This window comes from Lacticaseibacillus daqingensis (assembly GCF_003946115.1).
GTDB classification, from domain to species: domain Bacteria; phylum Bacillota; class Bacilli; order Lactobacillales; family Lactobacillaceae; genus Lacticaseibacillus; species Lacticaseibacillus daqingensis.
The window spans coordinates 20,329-38,879 of sequence record NZ_RHOH01000009.1 but is presented as its reverse complement, the minus strand read 5'-3'; the positions used below and the strand labels follow the sequence as shown (position 1 = coordinate 38,879).

At 60.1% G+C, this 18,551-nt stretch carries 22 protein-coding genes; 14 read left to right on the top strand and 8 right to left on the bottom strand.

The window, feature by feature from the left end; genetic code table 11:
- Position 1: 1 nt before the first annotated feature.
- A complete protein-coding gene (locus EKM88_RS10325) occupies positions 2–760 on the bottom strand; it encodes a hypothetical protein (protein WP_125705899.1) in 759 nt (252 codons plus the stop codon).
- A gap of 127 nt (positions 761–887) precedes the next feature.
- Between EKM88_RS10325 and EKM88_RS10320 the strand changes: the two genes are divergently transcribed.
- The gene (locus tag EKM88_RS10320; RefSeq protein ID WP_164512076.1) at positions 888–1,397 is read left to right on the top strand and encodes a GNAT family N-acetyltransferase; all 510 of its coding nucleotides are present in this window, start codon (positions 888–890) and stop codon (positions 1,395–1,397) included.
- A 53-nt stretch (positions 1,398–1,450) separates the two neighbouring features.
- Here EKM88_RS10320 and EKM88_RS10315 read toward each other — a convergent pair whose 3' ends face one another.
- Entirely contained in the window at positions 1,451–2,014 is a 564-nt protein-coding gene (locus tag EKM88_RS10315; RefSeq protein ID WP_125705894.1) for a cadmium resistance transporter, read from the bottom strand.
- Between the two features lie 601 nt (positions 2,015–2,615).
- Here EKM88_RS10315 and EKM88_RS10310 point away from each other — a divergent pair.
- The 4 genes from EKM88_RS10310 to EKM88_RS10295 all read left to right on the top strand — a co-directional run bounded on the left by EKM88_RS10310 (position 2,616) and on the right by EKM88_RS10295 (position 5,990).
- Complete coding sequence (locus EKM88_RS10310) at positions 2,616–4,208, top strand: Nramp family divalent metal transporter (protein ID WP_125705891.1); 1,593 nt, start codon at positions 2,616–2,618, stop codon at positions 4,206–4,208.
- Complete coding sequence (locus EKM88_RS10305) at positions 4,208–4,642, top strand: universal stress protein (protein ID WP_125705889.1); 435 nt, start codon at positions 4,208–4,210, stop codon at positions 4,640–4,642. The genes EKM88_RS10310 and EKM88_RS10305 overlap by 1 nt, the downstream gene beginning before the upstream one ends.
- 141 nt (positions 4,643–4,783) lie before the next feature.
- Positions 4,784–5,425 carry a TetR/AcrR family transcriptional regulator gene (locus tag EKM88_RS10300; protein WP_125705887.1) on the top strand — a complete coding sequence of 214 codons (642 nt, stop codon included), beginning with the start codon at positions 4,784–4,786 and terminating at the stop codon, positions 5,423–5,425.
- Positions 5,403–5,990 (top strand): helix-turn-helix domain-containing protein, encoded by a 588-nt coding sequence (locus tag EKM88_RS10295; RefSeq protein WP_125705885.1) that lies wholly within the window; start codon positions 5,403–5,405, stop codon positions 5,988–5,990. Before EKM88_RS10300 ends, EKM88_RS10295 begins: the two co-directional genes overlap by 23 nt.
- A gap of 384 nt (positions 5,991–6,374) precedes the next feature.
- Here the strand turns inward: EKM88_RS10295 and EKM88_RS10290 are convergent, their stop codons facing one another.
- Genes EKM88_RS10290 through EKM88_RS10280 form a run of 3 tightly spaced genes read right to left on the bottom strand, consistent with a single transcriptional unit; the run spans position 6,375 to position 8,919 of the window.
- Positions 6,375–7,319 carry a metal ABC transporter solute-binding protein, Zn/Mn family gene (locus tag EKM88_RS10290; protein ID WP_125705883.1) on the bottom strand — a complete coding sequence of 315 codons (945 nt, stop codon included), beginning with the start codon at positions 7,317–7,319 and terminating at the stop codon, positions 6,375–6,377.
- Positions 7,320–7,345: 26 nt separating this feature from the next.
- Positions 7,346–8,185, bottom strand: coding sequence for a metal ABC transporter permease (locus tag EKM88_RS10285; RefSeq protein ID WP_125705881.1), 840 nt, complete (start codon positions 8,183–8,185; stop codon positions 7,346–7,348).
- Positions 8,182–8,919 (bottom strand): metal ABC transporter ATP-binding protein, encoded by a 738-nt coding sequence (locus EKM88_RS10280; RefSeq protein ID WP_125705879.1) that lies wholly within the window; start codon positions 8,917–8,919, stop codon positions 8,182–8,184. Before EKM88_RS10280 ends, EKM88_RS10285 begins: the two co-directional genes overlap by 4 nt.
- A 240-nt stretch (positions 8,920–9,159) precedes the next feature.
- Here EKM88_RS10280 and EKM88_RS10275 point away from each other — a divergent pair, with 240 nt between their 5' ends.
- Genes EKM88_RS10275 through EKM88_RS10265 form a run of 3 tightly spaced genes read left to right on the top strand, consistent with a single transcriptional unit; the run spans position 9,160 to position 11,475 of the window.
- Positions 9,160–9,516, top strand: coding sequence for a GntR family transcriptional regulator (locus tag EKM88_RS10275; RefSeq protein ID WP_125705878.1), 357 nt, complete (start codon positions 9,160–9,162; stop codon positions 9,514–9,516).
- The gene (locus EKM88_RS10270) at positions 9,513–10,397 is read left to right on the top strand and encodes an ATP-binding cassette domain-containing protein (RefSeq protein WP_125705876.1); all 885 of its coding nucleotides are present in this window, start codon (positions 9,513–9,515) and stop codon (positions 10,395–10,397) included. The genes EKM88_RS10275 and EKM88_RS10270 overlap by 4 nt, the downstream gene beginning before the upstream one ends.
- Position 10,398: 1 nt before the next feature.
- Positions 10,399–11,475, top strand: a complete 1,077-nt coding sequence (locus EKM88_RS10265) for a hypothetical protein (RefSeq protein ID WP_125705874.1) — start codon at positions 10,399–10,401, stop codon at positions 11,473–11,475.
- Between the two features lie 129 nt (positions 11,476–11,604).
- Here the strand turns inward: EKM88_RS10265 and EKM88_RS10260 are convergent, their stop codons facing one another.
- Positions 11,605–12,114: a YbhB/YbcL family Raf kinase inhibitor-like protein gene (locus tag EKM88_RS10260; protein WP_125705872.1), complete on the bottom strand. Its 510-nt coding sequence runs from the start codon at positions 12,112–12,114 to the stop codon at positions 11,605–11,607.
- Between the two features lie 62 nt (positions 12,115–12,176).
- Here EKM88_RS10260 and EKM88_RS10255 point away from each other — a divergent pair, with 62 nt between their 5' ends.
- The 4 genes from EKM88_RS10255 to EKM88_RS10240 are packed head-to-tail and all read left to right on the top strand — an operon-like array spanning position 12,177 to position 15,251.
- Positions 12,177–12,956: a PHP domain-containing protein gene (locus tag EKM88_RS10255; protein ID WP_125705869.1), complete on the top strand. Its 780-nt coding sequence runs from the start codon at positions 12,177–12,179 to the stop codon at positions 12,954–12,956.
- A 4-nt stretch (positions 12,957–12,960) separates the two neighbouring features.
- Positions 12,961–13,881, top strand: coding sequence for a hypothetical protein (locus EKM88_RS10250; RefSeq protein WP_125705950.1), 921 nt, complete (start codon positions 12,961–12,963; stop codon positions 13,879–13,881).
- Positions 13,882–13,925: 44 nt separating this feature from the next.
- On the top strand, positions 13,926–14,621 hold the full coding sequence (locus EKM88_RS10245; protein WP_125705867.1) for an NAD-dependent protein deacylase: 696 nt from the start codon (positions 13,926–13,928) through the stop codon (positions 14,619–14,621).
- A 45-nt stretch (positions 14,622–14,666) separates the two neighbouring features.
- Positions 14,667–15,251, top strand: a complete 585-nt coding sequence (locus EKM88_RS10240; protein WP_125705865.1) for a TMEM175 family protein — start codon at positions 14,667–14,669, stop codon at positions 15,249–15,251.
- 243 nt (positions 15,252–15,494) lie between these two features.
- On the opposite strand, the gene EKM88_RS10235 is transcribed toward EKM88_RS10240, so the two are convergent.
- Entirely contained in the window at positions 15,495–16,643 is a 1,149-nt protein-coding gene (locus EKM88_RS10235; RefSeq protein ID WP_125705863.1) for an ABC transporter ATP-binding protein, read from the bottom strand.
- Between the two features lie 127 nt (positions 16,644–16,770).
- Here EKM88_RS10235 and EKM88_RS10230 point away from each other — a divergent pair, with 127 nt between their 5' ends.
- Positions 16,771–17,247 (top strand): NUDIX domain-containing protein, encoded by a 477-nt coding sequence (locus EKM88_RS10230; RefSeq protein WP_125705861.1) that lies wholly within the window; start codon positions 16,771–16,773, stop codon positions 17,245–17,247.
- A complete protein-coding gene (locus EKM88_RS10225) occupies positions 17,244–18,068 on the top strand; it encodes a DUF72 domain-containing protein (RefSeq protein ID WP_125705948.1) in 825 nt (274 codons plus the stop codon). The genes EKM88_RS10230 and EKM88_RS10225 overlap by 4 nt, the downstream gene beginning before the upstream one ends.
- A 4-nt stretch (positions 18,069–18,072) precedes the next feature.
- On the opposite strand, the gene EKM88_RS10220 is transcribed toward EKM88_RS10225, so the two are convergent.
- Positions 18,073–18,519, bottom strand: coding sequence for a hypothetical protein (locus tag EKM88_RS10220; RefSeq protein WP_125705858.1), 447 nt, complete (start codon positions 18,517–18,519; stop codon positions 18,073–18,075).
- Between the last annotated feature and the right edge of the window lie 32 nt (positions 18,520–18,551).

The window sequence follows — 18,551 nt, the reverse complement described above, 5'->3', positions numbered from 1 at the left end:
ATTACTTAACGACCGTCCACGCATCGATGGTTTTGCCTTCGGGGTCGGTGAGCTGTAGCCAACTATTGGTGTTGGCGAAGTACAAAAAGTGACCGACCTCATTGACGCTTTTGAGCGTGACGTCTTCAGTGGTCGTGAAGTCGGCACTGATGCTGGCGGCGTGCTCCTGGCGCAGTTGCTGGGCAAAGCGCGCGGCAAAACCCAGGCTCCCATCGGCGTTCAGGTCGGCTTGTGGCTTGAGCTTGGCGCCCGCCTTGATCACCAGCTCGTTGCGCTTGGCCCAGTAAACAGTGGCCTGACTGCCGCCAAAGGTCGTGGTGAACGGCACCTTGGCCACAGCGGCGCGCCAGCGGTGCTGCGCCTTGGCCGGTCTCTTTTGCGGCGCAAGGGTCATGCCAAGCAACGTGAGCAACGGGGTGAGGGTGGTCCAGTAGGCAAGGGCCGAGGCGCGGTGGTTGGCCGGCAGGGCATCAGTCGGGGCCTGCACCAGCTTGAGCTTGGCGCTGTCGGCCTGTTCGGCAATGAGGCGCGCGAGGTAGGCCGGCTCAAGCGTCACAGGGGGGATGATCGTCAGGGTCCGCGTCACCGGTGTATCCGCGGGCACCCCGTCGATGCCGATCAGGTGCGCAGCGTGCCAGTAAAGGGTGACGGCTGCAGCATCAGCCGGCACTAGGCCGGCGGCGAGGTGCAGCGTCCCTTGCGCATCGGGCAGGGTCAGGGTGAGTGTGTCGCGGATCCAATCGCCAGAGAATGGGGTCATCGCAAAAGCCTCCTAGTGAATGATTGCTTTTAGTATACCGCAGTGGCGAATGACCGCGCTTGCCAAAAAACAAAAATTAAGGTATACCTAAATTAGCGCCAAGAAGCGCCGAAAGGAAGGGATGCCCATGTTGAAATTCCAACCCGTTAGGTCAATGCCGCAGCGCCGCGCGTGCCTGACTGTTTACCGTGATGCGATGGACTATTTTGCCCGGTGTGGCGCGCCGTACCCCGGCCGCAGTACCGTTGAAGACGACCGGACCACCATGCCTGAAGCGCCGCACGGCGAGAAGGTTTACGCGCTGGTGATGCGCGACGGAACCGTGGTGGGGGTGATCGCGTATGTTTTGGCCGCGCCAGGGCCACGCGAAGTCACCCTTGAGCTGCTACTGGTGCCCACGCAGGTGCGCAACCAAGGCATTGGGACGCAGGCCCTTGCGCAGCTGCAGATGCTGGCTGCGGCGGCCGGTATGCAGCGCCTGGTGGTGACGCTGATCAACCCCAAGAACGCGGATGCGGCATTTTGGCAGCACCGTGGGTTTCGGGTGGTGGGGCAGGCGCGTGAGGCACTGGCGGCCGGCGTTTACCGGCGCGTCGTGCGCTTGAGCGCACCGGTGCGCGTGCCCGTGACCGTTTAGCGCGCATCAAAAGGGGGCCCGTCCGCGTGCGGATAGGCCCCCTTTTTGCATCACTAGAACCAGCTGAGGATGTGGGTGATCAGCCCGCTGTCCCAGAAGACGTATAGCCCGATCAGCACGTAGCAGACGCGCATCAGCGGCTCACCGAAGCGGTCCATCAGCTGTGTCACGACCGGGGTGGCGGCGACTAGGTGAATTAGCCAGACGATCAAAAGCGTCAGGGCACCGATAAAAATCAGCGTTAGGCCGAAGTGACCGAATGATTCGCCGGCCAGCACCGGCAGAAAAATTGCAAGGTTGCACCCGGCACAGACGGACAGGTACGTCAGCATCACAGTCATCACCGGCTGGTGGTGCGTTGCGGTGGTCTCGTCATCCGAATCCGCACGCAGGGCCATCCAGATCGGAAGCACCCCGAGCACGCCCAGCAGCCATTCAGGCAGTATGCTGGCCAGCACCTTCCCCGCGGCAAAGCTCAGGGTCAAGAGTAACAGCGTGCCCAGCAGGTAGCCGAGCATGACAGTGTGCATGGCGTACTTCTTGAGCAGGAATAAGAGCATGAAGAAAAAATCGAGGTTCACGCTAAGAAACGTGAGGGTGAGCAAGACGTAATTCATCAGGTGCCTCCAAGTCGCATTTCCCCATCGCGGGATGATTCACCTATTGTAGGGCAGAATCGGGCCGTGGGCAATTTTGCGAAGTTCATGCAGACCAAAATTTCAACGACCGCTCAGTTGCCGCGGGCGATCGCACCGTTGCCCGCCCTCAACCGAAAAACCGGCCGGACTGGCGTGCCAACCAATCCCACACCGCAATAAGTGACCGCCAAAAGTTCTGTAAGCAGCAACTTTTGCCAACCGAAACCCATCAAATGTCGCGTGTAGACTGATACTGGCACCGACGGATCGTTGCGAAGAAGGCGTTCAGCCACAATGGCGGTTTTCAGAAATTTTGCGTGTTACTCGCACCGCGGATGAATAAAATGTGTCGGATAATTATTTTCATCGAATGCTTTGAAACGCCTAATTCTACAAGGCTTGGTATATCAGGTGATACCCGCTTATCAATTTAGAAATGTTAGCTTACCCTCAAAAAAATCTTGCCTTTGGATTTTTCTGCCGTATACTAACGGTGGTTCCAAAAATCCTCACACGGTGGGGCGCCGCATGAGCGGCAGTTCGGATCGGGGCACGATCCGGACAGAAAGGAAGGGTTGAGATGAAAGATGCACCAGAGACACCCCGTAAGCATAAGCTGATCGAGTATGCGAACGGGCCCTCATTGGAGGAAATTAACGGCACGGTTGAGGTGCCAAAAGGTAAGGGCTTTTGGCGGACGTTATTCGCCTATTCCGGCCCAGGTGCGCTAGTTGCGGTGGGATACATGGATCCCGGCAACTGGTCGACTTCCATCACAGGGGGGCAAAACTTCGGTTACCTGCTGATGACGGTCATTCTGGTTTCAAGCTTAATCGCGATGCTGTTGCAGAACATGGCGGCTAAGCTTGGGATTGTCGGACGCATGGATCTGGCTCAGGCCATCCGCGCCCGCACGAGTAAGACGCTCGGGATCATCCTCTGGATCATGACCGAGTTTGCCATCATGGCGACCGATATCGCCGAAGTTATTGGGGCCGCGATCGCCCTGTACTTGCTGTTCCACATTCCGTTAGTGATTGCCGTATTCTTAACCGTATTAGACGTTCTGATCTTATTACTGCTAACGAAAATTGGGTTCCGCAAAATCGAAGCGATCGTGGTCTGCTTGATCCTCGTGATCCTCTTGGTGTTCGTTTACCAAGTGGCGCTGTCTGACCCGAACTGGGGTGCGGTTATCAAGGCCCTTGTCCCATCCGCTGGGGCGGTCGCAACGCATCCAAGCGTGAACGGCATGACGCCGTTGAGCGGGGCCCTTGGGATCATCGGGGCGACCGTGATGCCGCATAACTTGTACCTGCACAGCGCGGTTTCCCAGACGCGCAAAATTGATCATGACGACGAAGAAGAAGTTGCAACGGCCGTTCGGTTCAGCCAGTGGGACTCTAACATTCAGCTGAGCTTCGCGTTCGTTGTCAACTCCCTGCTTCTGATCATGGGGGTCGCGGTGTTCAAGTCTGGCGCCGTCAAGGACCCGTCGTTCTTCGGGTTGTTTGAAGCCCTGTCCGACACCTCGACGCTGAGCAACGGTGTGCTGATCGCCGTGGCCAAGTCCGGGATCCTCTCCATTCTCTTCGCCGTGGCGCTGCTGGCGTCCGGCCAAAACTCCACGATCACCGGGACCCTGACCGGGCAAGTGATCATGGAAGGGTTCGTGCACATGCGCATGCCGCTGTGGGCCCGCCGGCTGGTCACCCGACTGATCTCGGTCATTCCGGTGTTGGTCTGCGTGGCTATGACCAGTGGCCTGAACAAGGTCGACCAGCACGAGGCGCTGAACACGCTGATGAACAACTCGCAGGTCTTCTTGGCCTTCGCGCTGCCGTTCTCCATGTTGCCACTGCTGATGCTGACCGATAGCAAGGCCGAAATGGGCCAGCGCTTCAAGAACTCGACTTGGGTCAAGGTCTGCGGCTGGATCTCGGTGATCGGCCTGACGTTTTTGAACCTGTTGAACCTGCCCGACTCCTTTGCCGCCTTCTTGGGGGACAACGCGAGTGCCGGTGCAGTCCAAAGCGCACATATCGCCGCTTACGTCGCCATTTTCTTGATCCTGGCCCTGTTGGCCTGGTGCTTGGCAGACCTGTACCGCGGTGATCAAAAACTGGCCGCGGCTGAAGCGGCAGCTGAATTGGCAAACAAGGAGGCAGAATAATGACTGAAGATTTCAAGAAGATCCTGGTCGGGGTCGATGATTCCGCAGACGCACTGGCGGCGTTTCAGTACGCCCTGCACCGCGCCAAGGCGGATGGGGCCGAGCTGATCATCGCCAGCATCCTCGAGGATGATGAGATGAACGTGTACCAGGCGATGAACAAGGATTACGTTCACGGCGAGCGGGCCGAGCTTGAACAGCACATCAACGAATATCGCCACCTGGCCGAGCAGGCGGGGTTGACCAACGTGCGCGCCATTATCGGTGAAGGGAACCCCGGCGAGACGATCGTGAAAACGATCATCCCAAAGGTCAAGCCGGATCTCTTGATCATCGGGGCGGAAGCGAAGAAGGGGCTGGCTAAGCACTTCGGGAGCCAAGCCACGTATATGGTGAAGCACGCCACAATTTCAGTCTTGGTCGTCCGGGAATAGCGCAACGGACCATCATATCGCGGAAGGGCGCTGGCCCTTCCGCTTTTTCTTTTGGTGCCCAGCGCAAAGGGTTAAGCCAGCCCTCGTGCGCAAAGCGCGCAACAATTGACCCAAAACCGGCCGAAGAAATGAGGACGAGAGATGACAACCAATGAAACCTTACGCACCCAGCAAAAAGCGGGCATTCTCGAAGTGGCCCGCCAGTTATTTGCCGCCCAGGGTTACCAGGCGACCACCACGCGCCAGATCAACGCCGCTTTTCGGGGAAGCGAAGGGCTGTTGTACTATTACTTCCGGCAAGGGAAACGGGAGATCCTCGATGCCGTGATCGCCCAAGGCGCCGACTGGCCGCTCCCTAAGGCGTGGCGACTCGGCGCACCGCAAACGCCGGCGGCCTTGGAGCAGCAACTGCTGGCGGGCCTTGAAACCTGGTGGCAGGTGATGCTGACGCCGGCGGTGTACGAAACGATTTTGATCCTCATTCGGGAACGGCCGCAGCTGACGGATGAGCAGGTGGCTTGGTGCACCCAGCGGGAGCGCGCGTTGCACGATGACCTCGCCAACGCGCTGGCCGCACTGCCGGCCCCGTATGTTCTGACGCCGCGCCGGGCTGATGCGACCGCCACGCTGATTGTTGGGTTGTACCAGCGCGTGGTACTGGAGAATCTGTTGATCGCGGGGCAGCCGCGCCAGGCGGTGGACCTATTTGCTGAGTTGCAGCCCAGTCTGCACGCGTTGATCGCGAATTGGGAGGCGTCTGATGTGGCCGATCAGCCTGGATGAACCGGTTGTCGCGGCGTTGCTGGCGCAGGCGTGCGGGGATCAGAAGGCGCAACAGCCGTTGCTCAGGGCGCGCGTGCTGCTGGATACGCTCACGCTTGCCGGTCCTCGGTTGGATGGGCCTCAGGTCAAGTATCGGGAAACCGCAGGGCAGCTCCTGATGCAGCTGCGTCCGAGCCCCCATGATGTGCTGTTCGTGGTGCCGGGGCAACCGGGGTACCGGGTGGTGGCAGTCGCTACTTACCAAACCGAGCGAGAGCTGAAGCAGGGGGTTCAGACCGCGCTCCAGGCACAAACCGCGCGACACCGTCCGCGGATGGCGTGGGCGCAGGTCCGCTCCCAGCTCCCCCCGGCCGAGCCGGCGGCGGCGATGGTGCTGGATGCGCTTGCGCAGCTGATCGGTCGGCGCTTCCTGCAAGGGGTCGATGTGCCAACGCTGGCAGCACGGCTGGCAGTGAGCCCGGCGCAAGTCGCCAAGATCGAGCGCATCGATGCACGGCCCACACTGGCGACGCTCCAGCGGTACGCCCAGGCGCTTGAGCTGACCCTTGAGTTGAACGTGCGATAAATGAAACAGGGGCTGTGACGATTGTCACAGCCCCTGTTTGACGCAAAAAAGGAAAGGGTTCGCGGCACTAAGGCGCTTGGCAGGCGCCACCGCGGCTGAATTGTAAAACGCAATTAGGTTGAGATGAAGGGCAAGGTTAAGGTCACCCTTAACCTTACATACCTATCATACCGCGAGTTGCGGTGACCAGGCGATGAAAAAGAGGCCAAAACAGCATTAACGCCCAAGAATGGATCACGATGATTCCGGAATGGTCCGAGCCAAAACGCAACGCCCGTGCCGTAAAAGCCGGCCACCATGGCAAACCTAAGCGCGGGTTTGTCATGGTGGCCGGCTGATCCGCTGGGCTAAAAGCGCGTTTTGTCTCAGCTTGGGCCGAAGCGCTTAGTCTTGCGCGAGGCCGGCGTGGATCTTGTCGAGGTTCCATTTCATCATGCTGTAGTAGGTGTCGCCGGTGGTGCCTTTTTGCGCCAGGGAGTCGGTGAAGATCTTGCTGTAGATGCTCAGCCCGGTTTCCTTGGCGACCTTGTTCATTGACTTCGGCGAGACGGAGGATTCGACGAACAGTGCGCGCACGTCCGAAGCCGCGATCTTGGCCAGAACGGCCTTCATCTGCGCCGGGGTGCCCTGGGCCTCGGTGTTGATCTCCCAGATATAGGCCGGGGTCACGTGGTACGCGGCGGAAAAGTACTTGAACGCCCCTTCCGAGGTGACGAGCAGGCGCTTTTCCTCAGGAATGTCGAGGAACTGCTGGGTCGCCGTTTCGTGCAGCTTTTGCAGCTTGGCGGTGTAAGCATCGGCGTTTTTTTGGTAGAAGCTCGCGTTGTCAGGATCCTTTTGCTTCAGCACCTTGGTGATCGTCTTGACGTACTGAATGCCGTTTTGAAGGTCAAGCCACGCGTGCGGGTCCTCCTCGTTGACATTGGTGGTCAGGTGCTGTGCCTTAACGCCCGTGCTGGCGGCAAAAACGTCCTCGTCAAACGCCTTGTGCGAGGTTTCCACCAGCTTCTTGAACCAGCCGTTGCCACCCGTTTCCAGGTTCAGCCCATTGTGGAATAACACATCGGCCTCGGTGGCCTCGGAGATGTCGGTTGGCCGGGGTTCGTACTCGTGCGGATCAGTGCCGCGCTGCACGATGCTGTACAGGTGGATGCGGTCTTTGCCGACATTGCGCACCATGTCCTCAAGAATCGAGTTCGTGGTGACCACGCGGAGCTTGGTGGCCGTATCGGCTTCCGGCTGCTTTGTCGTGGTGCGGTGGTTGACGAACCAGAAAATGCCGGCGAGAAACGCGACTAAGGCCGCGGCGGTGATGAGCAACTTTTTCATTCAGATGGGTCCTCCTTGGAATTGGCTCACTTGCGCTTGAACAAGTTGCCTTGCTTGGGGGAGACGAGAAACGAAATGGCGAACATGGCGGCGGCGACGATGACGATGGCCGGGCCGGATGCCCAGTTGAAGGTGTAGCTGAAGTACAGTCCGACCATCGACGCGATGACGCCGAAGCTGGCGGCCATGACCAGCATGTGGCTCAGCTTGTCCGTCCATAAAAAGGCGGTGGCGGCCGGGGTGATCAGCATGGCGACCACCAGGATGATCCCGACCGTTTGAAGCGCGGAGACGGTGACCAGGGTCAGCACTAGCATCAGCGCGTAATGCAGCAGTTGCGTGTGCAGGCCGTAAGTCTTGGCGAAGGTCTCGTCAAAGGAGGTGATCAACAGCTCCTTGTAGAACACCACCACGAACAGCACGACAAGGGCCAGCACAATGGCTGTGGTCAGAATGTCGGAATCGCTGACGGCCAGGATGTTCCCGAACAGGATGTGGTGCAGGTTCGTCGCGCTTTCGGCCATCGAGATCAGGATGAACCCGAGGGCATAAAAGGCGGAGAACACCACCCCGATCGAGGTGTCCGTTTTGATTTTGCTGTGCGCGGCGACAAAGCCGATCAGCATGGCAGCCAGGATGCCGAACACCGAGGCCCCGAGCAGCACGTTGATGCCCAGCATGTAGGCAACGGCCACCCCAGGTAAGACGGCGTGGGAAATCGCATCGCCCATCAACGACATCCCACGCAGGATGATGAAGCTCCCGATGAGTCCGGACATGATGCCGACCATGATCGCGGTGATCAGGGCGCTTTGGAGGAAGTCGTACTGGCCGAGGGCGTGAAAGAAATTCGTCAGTGAGCTCATTGGGCCGCCTCCTTTTCAAACAGAACGGCTGACAAGTCTGCCGAGAACGCCTTTTCGATGTTCGCCGCGGTGTAGACCTGCGCCACCGGTCCGTAGTCGATGATGCCGTGGTTCATCACGACCAGGTCATCGAAGTAGTGGGAGACCTTGTTCAGGTCGTGGTGGACGACGATGATGGTTTTGCCTGCGTCGCGCCACTGCCGCAGGATCGCCATGATGGCCGTTTCGCTTTGGAGATCGATGCCGACGAACGGTTCGTCGAGAATAATGAGGTTGGCGTCCTGCACGATGGCGCGCGCAACGAACACGCGCTGCAGCTGGCCCCCGGACAGGTTGCCGATCTGGCGCTGCGTGAAGTCAGATAAAGACACTTGCGCCAGGGCATCGGCCGCGGCGGCCTTTTCGGCCTTGCCTGGGCTCTTGAACAGCCCGAGGCGGCCGTACGTGCCGGTCAGCACGACATCGAAGACGTTGATGGGGAACGTCAGGTCCAGGTCCTTGCGCTGTTCCACATAAGCAATCTGCTTTTGCATGTGACTCAGCGGTTGGCCGTTGAACGTGGCCGTGCCGGCTGATGCGGTGATCAAGCCAAGCATGGCCTTGATCAGGGTGGATTTGCCTGCACCGTTGGGCCCGATGATGCCAGTGATTTTGCCTGCGTCAAATTGAACGGCAGCATCAGTGAAGACTGGTGTGTCATCGTAAGCAACGGTGAGGTTTGTGAGTTGTAACATAAGCCCCTCCTTTTAGGCGCAACTAAACATTGTACACCTAATTTTATCTGAATTTTTGCGCCTCAGCAACTGTAGTTTAGTTGCGGCTAATCTTTTTGCGCAAAAGTGAGTTCTGGCGCAGTTTCGTGATGGGAAATCGGTGAGAAGTCGTGCATCCGGGCCGCTGACCGCGGGAAAAAACAAATTGCAAAGTCGAGTGTACTGTTTATAATAGTACACGTAATACAAGGAGGGCAGAACATGGATGATGCGCGCTTCACGCACCTGGCCTACTATGAACGGCTGGTGCTTCAGATCAAGGAACAAGTCGTCACCGGCGTCTTGGCGCCTGGCGCCAAGCTCCCGTCCGTGCGCGAGATGGCCAAACAGGTGCAGCTGAACCCCAACACCGTTGCCAAGGCGTACAAGCAACTGGAAAGCGACCGGGTGATCACGGTGCGGCCGGGGCTGGGCTCGTTCATCGCAATGGATGCGCCGGTGCAACCGGAAGCCATCGCGGCGCTGCGGCAGCGCTTCAGCGCGCTGGTGGTGGCGGCCAAGGCGGCCGGCGTGACTGACACCCAGCTCGCAACCTGGTTAGAGGAGGAGAGACAATGACACTGACGGTTCATGAGTTAGGGAAGACCGTGACACACAAGCCGGTGCTACAGGCCATCACCTTTGCCTGGCAGCCCGGAGAGATCATCGGGCTGGTGGGCCGCAACGGCGCAGGGAAAACGACCCTGATGCGCACACTTGTGGATCAGTACCACGCGGATCACGGGGGCGCAGAAATCGACGGCCAGCTACTGGCCACTCACCCCGCGCTGCGGGCACAGCTGATCTACATCGATCCGACGCAGACCTTTTTTGCGCGCTACACGCTGGCGGCGCTGGGCGATTTTTACGCGCTTGCGTATCCCGCGTTTGACCGGCAGCGCTTCGCTCAGCTGGCGGCGGATTACGACCTTGGCCTGCATCAGCGCTATCGCGAGCTGTCCAAGGGCTACCAGGCCTTGGTGGTGATGCTGTTGACGCTGGCCAGCAACGCCCCGTACATGCTACTGGACGAGCCGTTCGATGGGCTAGATCTGTTCGTGCGCGAGGCCATCGTGACGCTGGTAATCAACGAGGTCGCAGACGGCACCCGCGGCTTTTTGATCGCCTCACACGACCTGCGCGAGCTCGATGGGCTGGCCGACCGGATCCTGTTTTTGAAGCGCAACACCATCAGCCATGATTACGCGCTGGAAGACTTGCGGCAAAAGGCCGTCAAGTTGCAGCTGGTGTTCAAGCAGCCGGAGATCCCGCAACCGGTGCGCGACTTGGGCGAGATCCTCAGCGTGCGTGGTCGCGTGATCGAGGCGCTGTTTCGCGACTACACCCCGGCGGTGGAAGCCCAGTTGCGGGCGCTTGAGCCGGTGCTGATGGCGCCGCTGTCGCTGGATCTGACGGACATTTTTCGCAGTGAGTACGGGCGATTGAAGGAGGGCAAGTAAAATGGCGATCTTACGATTGATCTGGCGGCGGCACCGCTGGCTGTGGCTGGTGGCGGCACTGCTGATGGTTCTGTATGGTGGGTCTGTCGTCGATCAGGCGCACAAGACGCATACCGCGATGCAAAAAGAGATGATGACCCCGGTGCGCTTTGACCGCGAGCTTAAGAAGCCCAAGGATGAGCGCAGCACGGATGCCAGGACGTACACCGAGTACCGCGATGACACCCTGATGCTGTACCACGAGCAACTCAATGTGGTCGACGACACTGCCATGCTGCCGACCACGTATGGGATCCAGCCGCTGCGCGTGGATTTCTTCTATCTGGGGGGGATCTTTCTGCTCGGGGTGGTGGTCGCGGCATGGGACCACTACAGTCGCTTCGACCGGTTCCTGATGGCAGCCGGGCTGACGCGACGGCGCACCTACTGGACGCGCGCGGGCCTGTTCTTCGGGCTGGTCGTGCTGGGTACTGTACTGGTGGACACGGGCATCGTCGGCGGGCTGTACGCGCTGTTGCCCGCGCATGATGTGAACCTCTCCTTGCAACAGGCGTTCGGGCTCACGCTGTACAACACAACGTTGGCCGCCTTGTGCTTTGCAGTGGGGCAACTGTACGGGTTGCTGTGTGGTCGTCTCTGGTTACTGGCAGCGCTGGTGCCGCTGACGCTGGCCAGCGCCAACCAGACGCTCCAGAACCTGGGCGTTCTGTTCGGTCAGACCTTCGTGAAGGCGAACGTTTCGTGGCCGCGGGTGGATAATCCCTTGTGGGCGTACTGGCCGTTTGTCATCGGGTTCGTGTTGGTGACCGGCATCTGTCTGGGACTCGCGGCGTGGGGCTTCACCCACCTGTCGCTGGAGCACGATGGCACAGCGCTGATGGTGCCCGCACTGCGCCCGCTGGTGATCGGCATTGGCATGGTGGTGGCCTTCGCCCTGTTCATGGGGACGGACGACCACGGGCACTTCGTCTGGCAAAGCAGCCTGTTCGCGCCGCTTTTGACCCTGGCGCTCGGCGTGCTATGGGCGCAATGGTCACGGCTTACGGCGGCCATCGCGCGCCGGCGGGCTGCGGCGTAATTCAGCTCGGGTTGTGCGCCGCAAAGCCCACTGTTTTGCAAAATGCGCGCTGGAATTAATTAAGGCACCGTTGCACGCCCGTCATCTTATGCGATGGCGGCGACAACGGTGCCTTTTTGGCGGCCGACGCTAGGCGCGCGACCAGAGATCCAGCTCGGCTTGGGCCAGGATGTGGCCGGCCATGGCGTGGCGGGCCTCATTGAGCCAAAAGCCTGGCGCGAGGTCAAGCGCAGTGTCGAGTGCGTACACGGTCAGCGTGTACGCGTGATCGGCGTTGGGCGGCTGCGGGCCCACGTAACCCGTGGCGATCAGCGGGTCGGTCGCGCCGACCATGGCCCCGGCGTTGCTGTTGCGGCCTTGCACCATCGGCACGATGCCACTGCGGCTGGCGTCCTCCGGTATCGTCGTGGTGGTGTTCGGCAGGTTGACGGCCACCCAGTGGATCCAGGGAAACCCGGACACGGGGACGGCGTCAAAGTCGATTAGCGTGAGCGCTAGGGTCTTCGTGCCGCTGGGGGCGTCGCTGATCGTGATGGGCAGACTACGCTTGGGCGTCCCGGCGTGCAGGTCGGGCCCACTCGCGTACTTGCCGAAGCGGTCGGCCAGGTAACCCGCGGTGAGCGGAACAAGTATTTTCAATTGAATCGCCTCCCAATAATGGTTACTCTAATAGTAACACGACCGCAGAAAGGAAACGGTTCATGACCTACTACGACCAGCACGTGCACACCTATTTTTCCTTCGACTCGCAGGCGCAGTTCGAGGCCTACCTCGCCCAAACCACGCACCCGTTCGTCACCACCGAGCACTTAGAGATGGCCAATCCCGATGATGGCGGCCGCGATGATGCGCCGGACTATGCGGCGTATGTGGCAAAGCTCGCGGCGCTACGGCAGCAGGTCCCGAATCAGCTGCTACGCGGCATCGAGGTGGGTTATTACGCGCCCAAGCAGGCAGCGCTGAGCGCCTATCTGGCGGCCGGCGACTACGACTTGGTGCTGCTGAGCTTTCACCATGACGGTCAGTACGACTACCAAGACAAGCACTTCCTGACGGTGCCGCTGCGCGCCCATGTTGAGGCGTACTACGACCGGATGCTGGCGGGGCTGACCGCGTTTGACGGCGCGGATGTGCTGGCGCATTTTGATTACGGCTTGCGCGTCTTGACGGTGACGCCAACGCAGCTGATCGACTGGGTCGGCCCAACGCTGAAGCGGATTTTGCAAACCGTGATCGCCAAGGACATGGCGCTGGAGTTCAATGCCAAGTCTGCGTACCAGTGGGACAACCTGGCGCTGTATGAACGCGTGCTACCGTGGTACGTGCAGCTTGGCGGCACCAAGGTCACGTTGGGCAGCGACGCCCACACCGCCGACAAGTTCGAGACCCATTTTGAAGATGCCAAAACTATCCTGCGCGCGGCCGGGGTCACCCACCTGACCACGTACCGCGCGCACCACGCCGAATTGGAGGCCCTGTAACATGATCCCAGAAACCTTGCAACCACTGCTGACCGCCGTTCAAGCCCATTACAGCATGCCCATTGAGGTCGTCATTGACGGTCCGGCCAGCGGTGTTTTGACCCACGAGCAGTCCCATCAGGAACTGCTTGCCAACGGCCACCTGCAGCTGACCGTCAGCGATACCACTGATGTGGCCTACACGCTGAGCCACGAGCTGCTGCACATGCAGCTGACCACCGCCGGCTACCCGCCGCTGCAATTCCACCTCGCGACCGGCGAGCCGCAGGTGGATCAGCAGTTCTTCGCGGTGGCAACGGCGCTGTACGATGCCGCGCTGCACGGGCAGATCCGCGCCTGGCAGGTGGCGCATGGGCTGTTCACCCCAGCCGTGGAAAAAGCACTGGCGGCCGGGTTCACGCAGAAGCTTAAAGGCGACGACGCAACGCAGCTGAGCGTCTTTCGCACGCTGACGGCGCTGGATGCGTACGTGATGTTTGACGGCCGCGCCGGTGACTGGCTGGCGGACGTGCCAGACGAGGCCACGGCGGCCGCCGACTTGTACGGGGTGCTGGCGGCCAAGCCGATCGACTCGCCGTTTGCCTTCCGCCGCACCGTCATCAAGCTATGGCGGGCCTTCGACCAGACCCTGACGCGCCACGGCTACCAAGAAACCGGCAACGCCGAGTTCGCCACGCTACCGCCGGTGCTGTCCGAACGGCAGCTGCGCCTGGCGCTGAACCAGACCTTTGAGGTGCGCCACAGCGCGCTGCGCGATCGCACGACCCGCCAGCGCGCGTACGTCGCGCAGGGCAAGGGTGACGGGCAAAACGCCTTCGTGCTGCCACTGCCGGCCAGCTTCAGCCCGGAGGCGTTCCAAAAACTGTATCAAACCCCGCTGAGTGACATCCTGGCGCGCTATGAGCTGGATTACACCGTGCGCTAAGAACCGGGTTAAAGTGGTGGCATTTCAGGAAAGGAAGCGGTCGAATGTTTGCCCTCAAGGACGCGATTGCACAAGCCGAGTTTGTCACCTTCATGACCGGCGCCGGGGTGTCCATTGCCTCGGGCATCCCGGATTACCGCAGCAAGGGCGGGTTGTACAGCGGCATGGCGCGGCCGGAAGCAGCGCTGAGCATTGACAACTTGCGCGCGCACCACGCGGCGTTTCACGAGTGGGTCTGCACCAACATGTACTTCCCGGCCGCCCGGCCCAACGTGATCCACAAGGCAATGGCGACCATCACGAACCAAAAAGGGGCCATTGTGACCCAGAACGTGGACGGGTTGCACACGTTGGCTGGCGCCCAGCACGTGATCGAGTTTCACGGTAACTTGTACGAGATCTACTGCCAGACCTGCGGTGCCCACGTTGATTACCAAACCTATCAGGCGTCCGATGTGCATGCGGTGGACGGCGGGATTTTGCGCCCGGCGATCGTGCTGTACGGGGAGCCGATCGCCAGCGCCGTGATCGCGGCAGCGGTGGCGGCCATTCGGCGCGCGGACCTGCTGGTGGTGGTCGGGACCAGCTTTCAGGTGTACCCGTTCGCCGGTCTGATTCAGGAGGCCCGGCCCGATGCCGTACTGGCGGCTGTCAACCGCGAGCCGATCGCGTTGCCGGCTGGCGCTCACATGGTGGTGGGGGATGCTCAGACGATTTTTGCCGCACTGTCGTTGCACTGAACGCGTCGTTGGGGGGCGGCGCATGCCTGAATGGAGGAGTCGCACATGCCGAAAGGTCGACTTGAAGCATTTACGGATGGCGTGATCGCCATTATTATCACGATCATGGTGTTGGAGCTACGGCCGCCAGCGGGGGGCACGTTTGCCGCGCTGTGGGGGCTGCGCTACTCATTGCTGATCTACTTAGTCTCGTTTTTCACCCTCGCCGTGTACTGGAACAATCACCACCACCTGTTTCTGATCGTGCGCAAAATCAGTGGGCGGGTGCTGTGGGCCAATGTCTTGTTTCTGTTCACCATCAGCCTCTTTCCCTTCGCCACTGCCTGGGTGGGTGAGCACCATGTCGGCAATGCCGCACCGGAGATGACCTATGGTATCGTGGTGTGTGCCACGAATGCGGCGTTTTTTCTGCTGATCCGGTGCCTGAGTCACGCGGACAAAACCAACCATGACTTTGCCCAGCTCGTGGGGCGTGACTATTACAAGCCGGTCGTGTCGGTGCTGGGTAGCTTTGGCGGCATCTTTGCCGCGCTGATCTGGCCGCCGCTGACGATCATGATCAATGCGGCGCTGCTGCTGTTGTGGGTGCAACCCGAGCGGCGCATCGAACGGCATGTTCAACACAAATAAGGTAACGCGAACAATCGTGGCCTGTGGGCGACGATTTTTTGATCGGACGCAAAAAGACTCGAGGCATCATTAACGGCCCAAGAATGAGTCACGACTACACCAGCATAGAACGAGCCAAAAAGCGACGCCCGAGCCGAATAAGAGGGAGGTACTGTCAAACCTAAGTACGGGTTTGTCAGTACCTCCCTCTTCCATTCTGGGCTAAAACCGCTTTTTGGCTCAGCTTCGGGTTGGCAATCAGGATTAAGCTTCGGCCTGCTCTTCGGTCATCGCTTCTTGGGATTCCTCGGAAACGATGGCAACGGTGGAGTCCTTGTCGAAGAAGTGGGACTTGTTGATGTCAAAGCCCATGTCAACCTTGTCACCAGGGTTGTGGAAGTCGCGGGCGTCAACGGTGGCAACGAATTCGGTGCCATCAACCTTGGAGTAGAGCTGGGAGGTGGCCCCGAGCAGCTCGGACACGACCACATCGGCGTGGACCGTGGCGCCAGGCCAGGTTTCGATGAAGGCTTCCTCGGTGTGGATATCTTCCGGGCGGATCCCGAAGACGATCTCCTTGCCATCGTAGCCGCGGGCATCAAGCACCTTGGAGCGGCCTTCTGGCAGTTCGAGCACCAGGCCCTTGCCATCCGAGATCTTGCCGTCCTTGTAGGTCACGTTGAAGAAGTTCATCGCAGGGCTGCCCATGAACCCAGCCACGAACATGTTGCGTGGGTTGTCGTAAACTTCGGCCGGGGTGCCGATCTGCTGCACCTTCCCGACGGACATGACAACCACGCGGTCAGCCATGGTCATCGCTTCGGTTTGGTCATGGGTCACGTAGATGGTCGTCGTGTTCAAGCGCTGGTGCAGCTTGGCGATTTCGGCACGCATGGAGACACGCAGCTTGGCATCCAAGTTCGACAGCGGTTCGTCCATCAGGAAGATCGGCGCGTCACGCACGATCGCACGGCCCAGGGCAACACGCTGGCGCTGACCACCGGACAGGTCGGCCGGCTTGCGGTCCAGGAATTCGGTCAGCCCGAGGATCTCGGCGGCTTCGTCCACGTGCTTTTTGATGTCTTCCTTGCTGTACTTACGCAGCTTCAACCCGAAGGCCATGTTGTCAAACACGGTCATGTGCGGGTACAGGGCGTAGTTCTGGAACACCATCGCGATATCGCGATCCTTGGGCGCCACGTCGTTCATCAGCTTGCCGCTGATGGTCAACTCGCCCTTGGTGATATCCTCCAGCCCGGCGATCATGCGTAGCGTCGTGGACTTGCCACACCCGGAAGGCCCAACGAATACGATGAATTCCTTGTCTTTCACGTGCAGGTTAAAGTCCATGACGGAATCACTGTCCGCATTTGGGTAACGCTTATAAATATGATCCAGTGCGATTTCTACCATTAGTCACCACTCCTTTTGATTTCACTTATCAGTTTAGTTGTAAGCGGTTGCGGATTCCTCGGCAGAATGCCCAAGAATCCGGCGCGCTTTTGGGCAAAATGGTAAACTGAAGGCGAGGTGAGCACACATGACAAAAGCACTGACCGTTGTTCTCGTTGAGACGCTCACGGGAATTATTCTGATCAACCGGCGCAAGCCCCCGTACCGTGGCCTGTGGAACGGGCTGGGGGGCAAAGTCGAACCTGGCGAGCACCCCGCAGCCGGGGCACGGCGCGAGGTCGCCGAGGAAAGTGGCATTCAGCTGGCGCCGGGTGAGTTAACACCGGCTGGGCTGGTGCACTGGCACGTGGACGGCGCGCTGCTGGGCGACCTTTACCTGTACACGGCCCAGACTGAACGCACGCTGGCCGGGCCGCAACAGACACGCGAAGGCATCATTGCCCCAATGCCGCGCGACTGGCTGCTGGCTCCCGATAACCTCGGGTTGGTGCCAGACCTGCAGCCGCTGCTGACGCCAATGCTGGCGGGAGAAGCGCGTGAGTACGACTCGTGGTTCGTGGGCGACCGGTTCGACCGCCTTGAGGTGCTCGGGCCATGGGCGTGATCCAAGTCGGCCTGACCAGCGTGGCCGATCACCCGAGCCTGGCCAGCCGTGGGGCAACGAGTACGCTGGCGGATCTAGCGGGGCACTTTCCGGTCGTAGAGCTGGACACCACGTTTTACGCGCAGCCCAGCGTTGCCACGGTGCAGGCCTGGCAGCGGCAGGTGCCCCCGACGTTTCGCTTCATCCTCAAGGCCACGCAGTACATGACCCGGCACAAAACGGCGCCAGATCACGAGCTGGTAGCCGAATTCACCGCGTTTCGCCGCGGGCTCGCCCCGCTGCTCGAAACCAATCAGCTTGCGGCTATTCTGTTTCAGCTGCCGCCGTATTTTGGTGTGACCCTAGAAAACGTGCGCTACTTGCGGCAGCTCCGGCGGCTGTACCCGGACCTTCCGATCGCGCTGGAGTTTCGCAATAACGGCTGGTACAGTGCGGACTATCAGGCCAGCACCTTCGATTTGATGCGCACGCTGAAGCTGACCCATGTGGTGGTGGACGAACCGCAGACGCCGGCCGGTAGTGTGGCGCAGGTGCCCGTGGTGACCACGGCCGACCTGGCGATCCTGCGCCTGCACGGGCGCAATACCGCCGGTTGGCTGGAGCGCGACCCACAGTGGCGCAGTCGGCGCACGAACTATCGCTACAGTGAAGCGGCGCTGCAGTCGCTAGGGGCCGTGGCGCGTCAGCTACCGGCCCAGCAGGTCATTGTCATTTTCAACAACAATGGGGGCCACGATGCGGCTGCTAACGCACGGACGTTCATCGCACAACAGAACCTCACTTTTGACGGGCTGGGGCCGAGTCAGCTGGACCTGTTTTGAGCCGTCACTCTAGCGGTTGATTCTGATAAACCTGCACCGGGTCCTCGTTACCGGTACGGTCGGCCGCCTGAATCATTGCCCTGGATTCTCCGAGGTCGGTGTAGAATAGCCCATTGGGCGTGTAAGCATGGAAGTAGTATGTGGTCTCACCCAGCGTGGTCGTCCGGTAAAATAGCGTGATTTGGCGGCCGCCTTCGGTAAAGGTCGCCTCCCGCGAGCCGAGAAAGCGAACGGCAGGGCTGTTGTGACCCCAGCAAAACAGGGTCAGACTGAGGCTGATGGCCAGTAGCACAGGACTGGGACGAGGCTGCCACCACAGAAGCACCACAACGACGAGGCTGACCAAGCTGAGGGTCAGGCCAACGGGGGATTGAATGAGCGCGCGGCTGCTGAGGAGCAGGGCCAGAATAAACGCGGCGGTGGCAATCGCGGCGTGCGTTTGATTTTTCATGAGGGCACCTTCTTGCGTTCAGTGTACGCGCT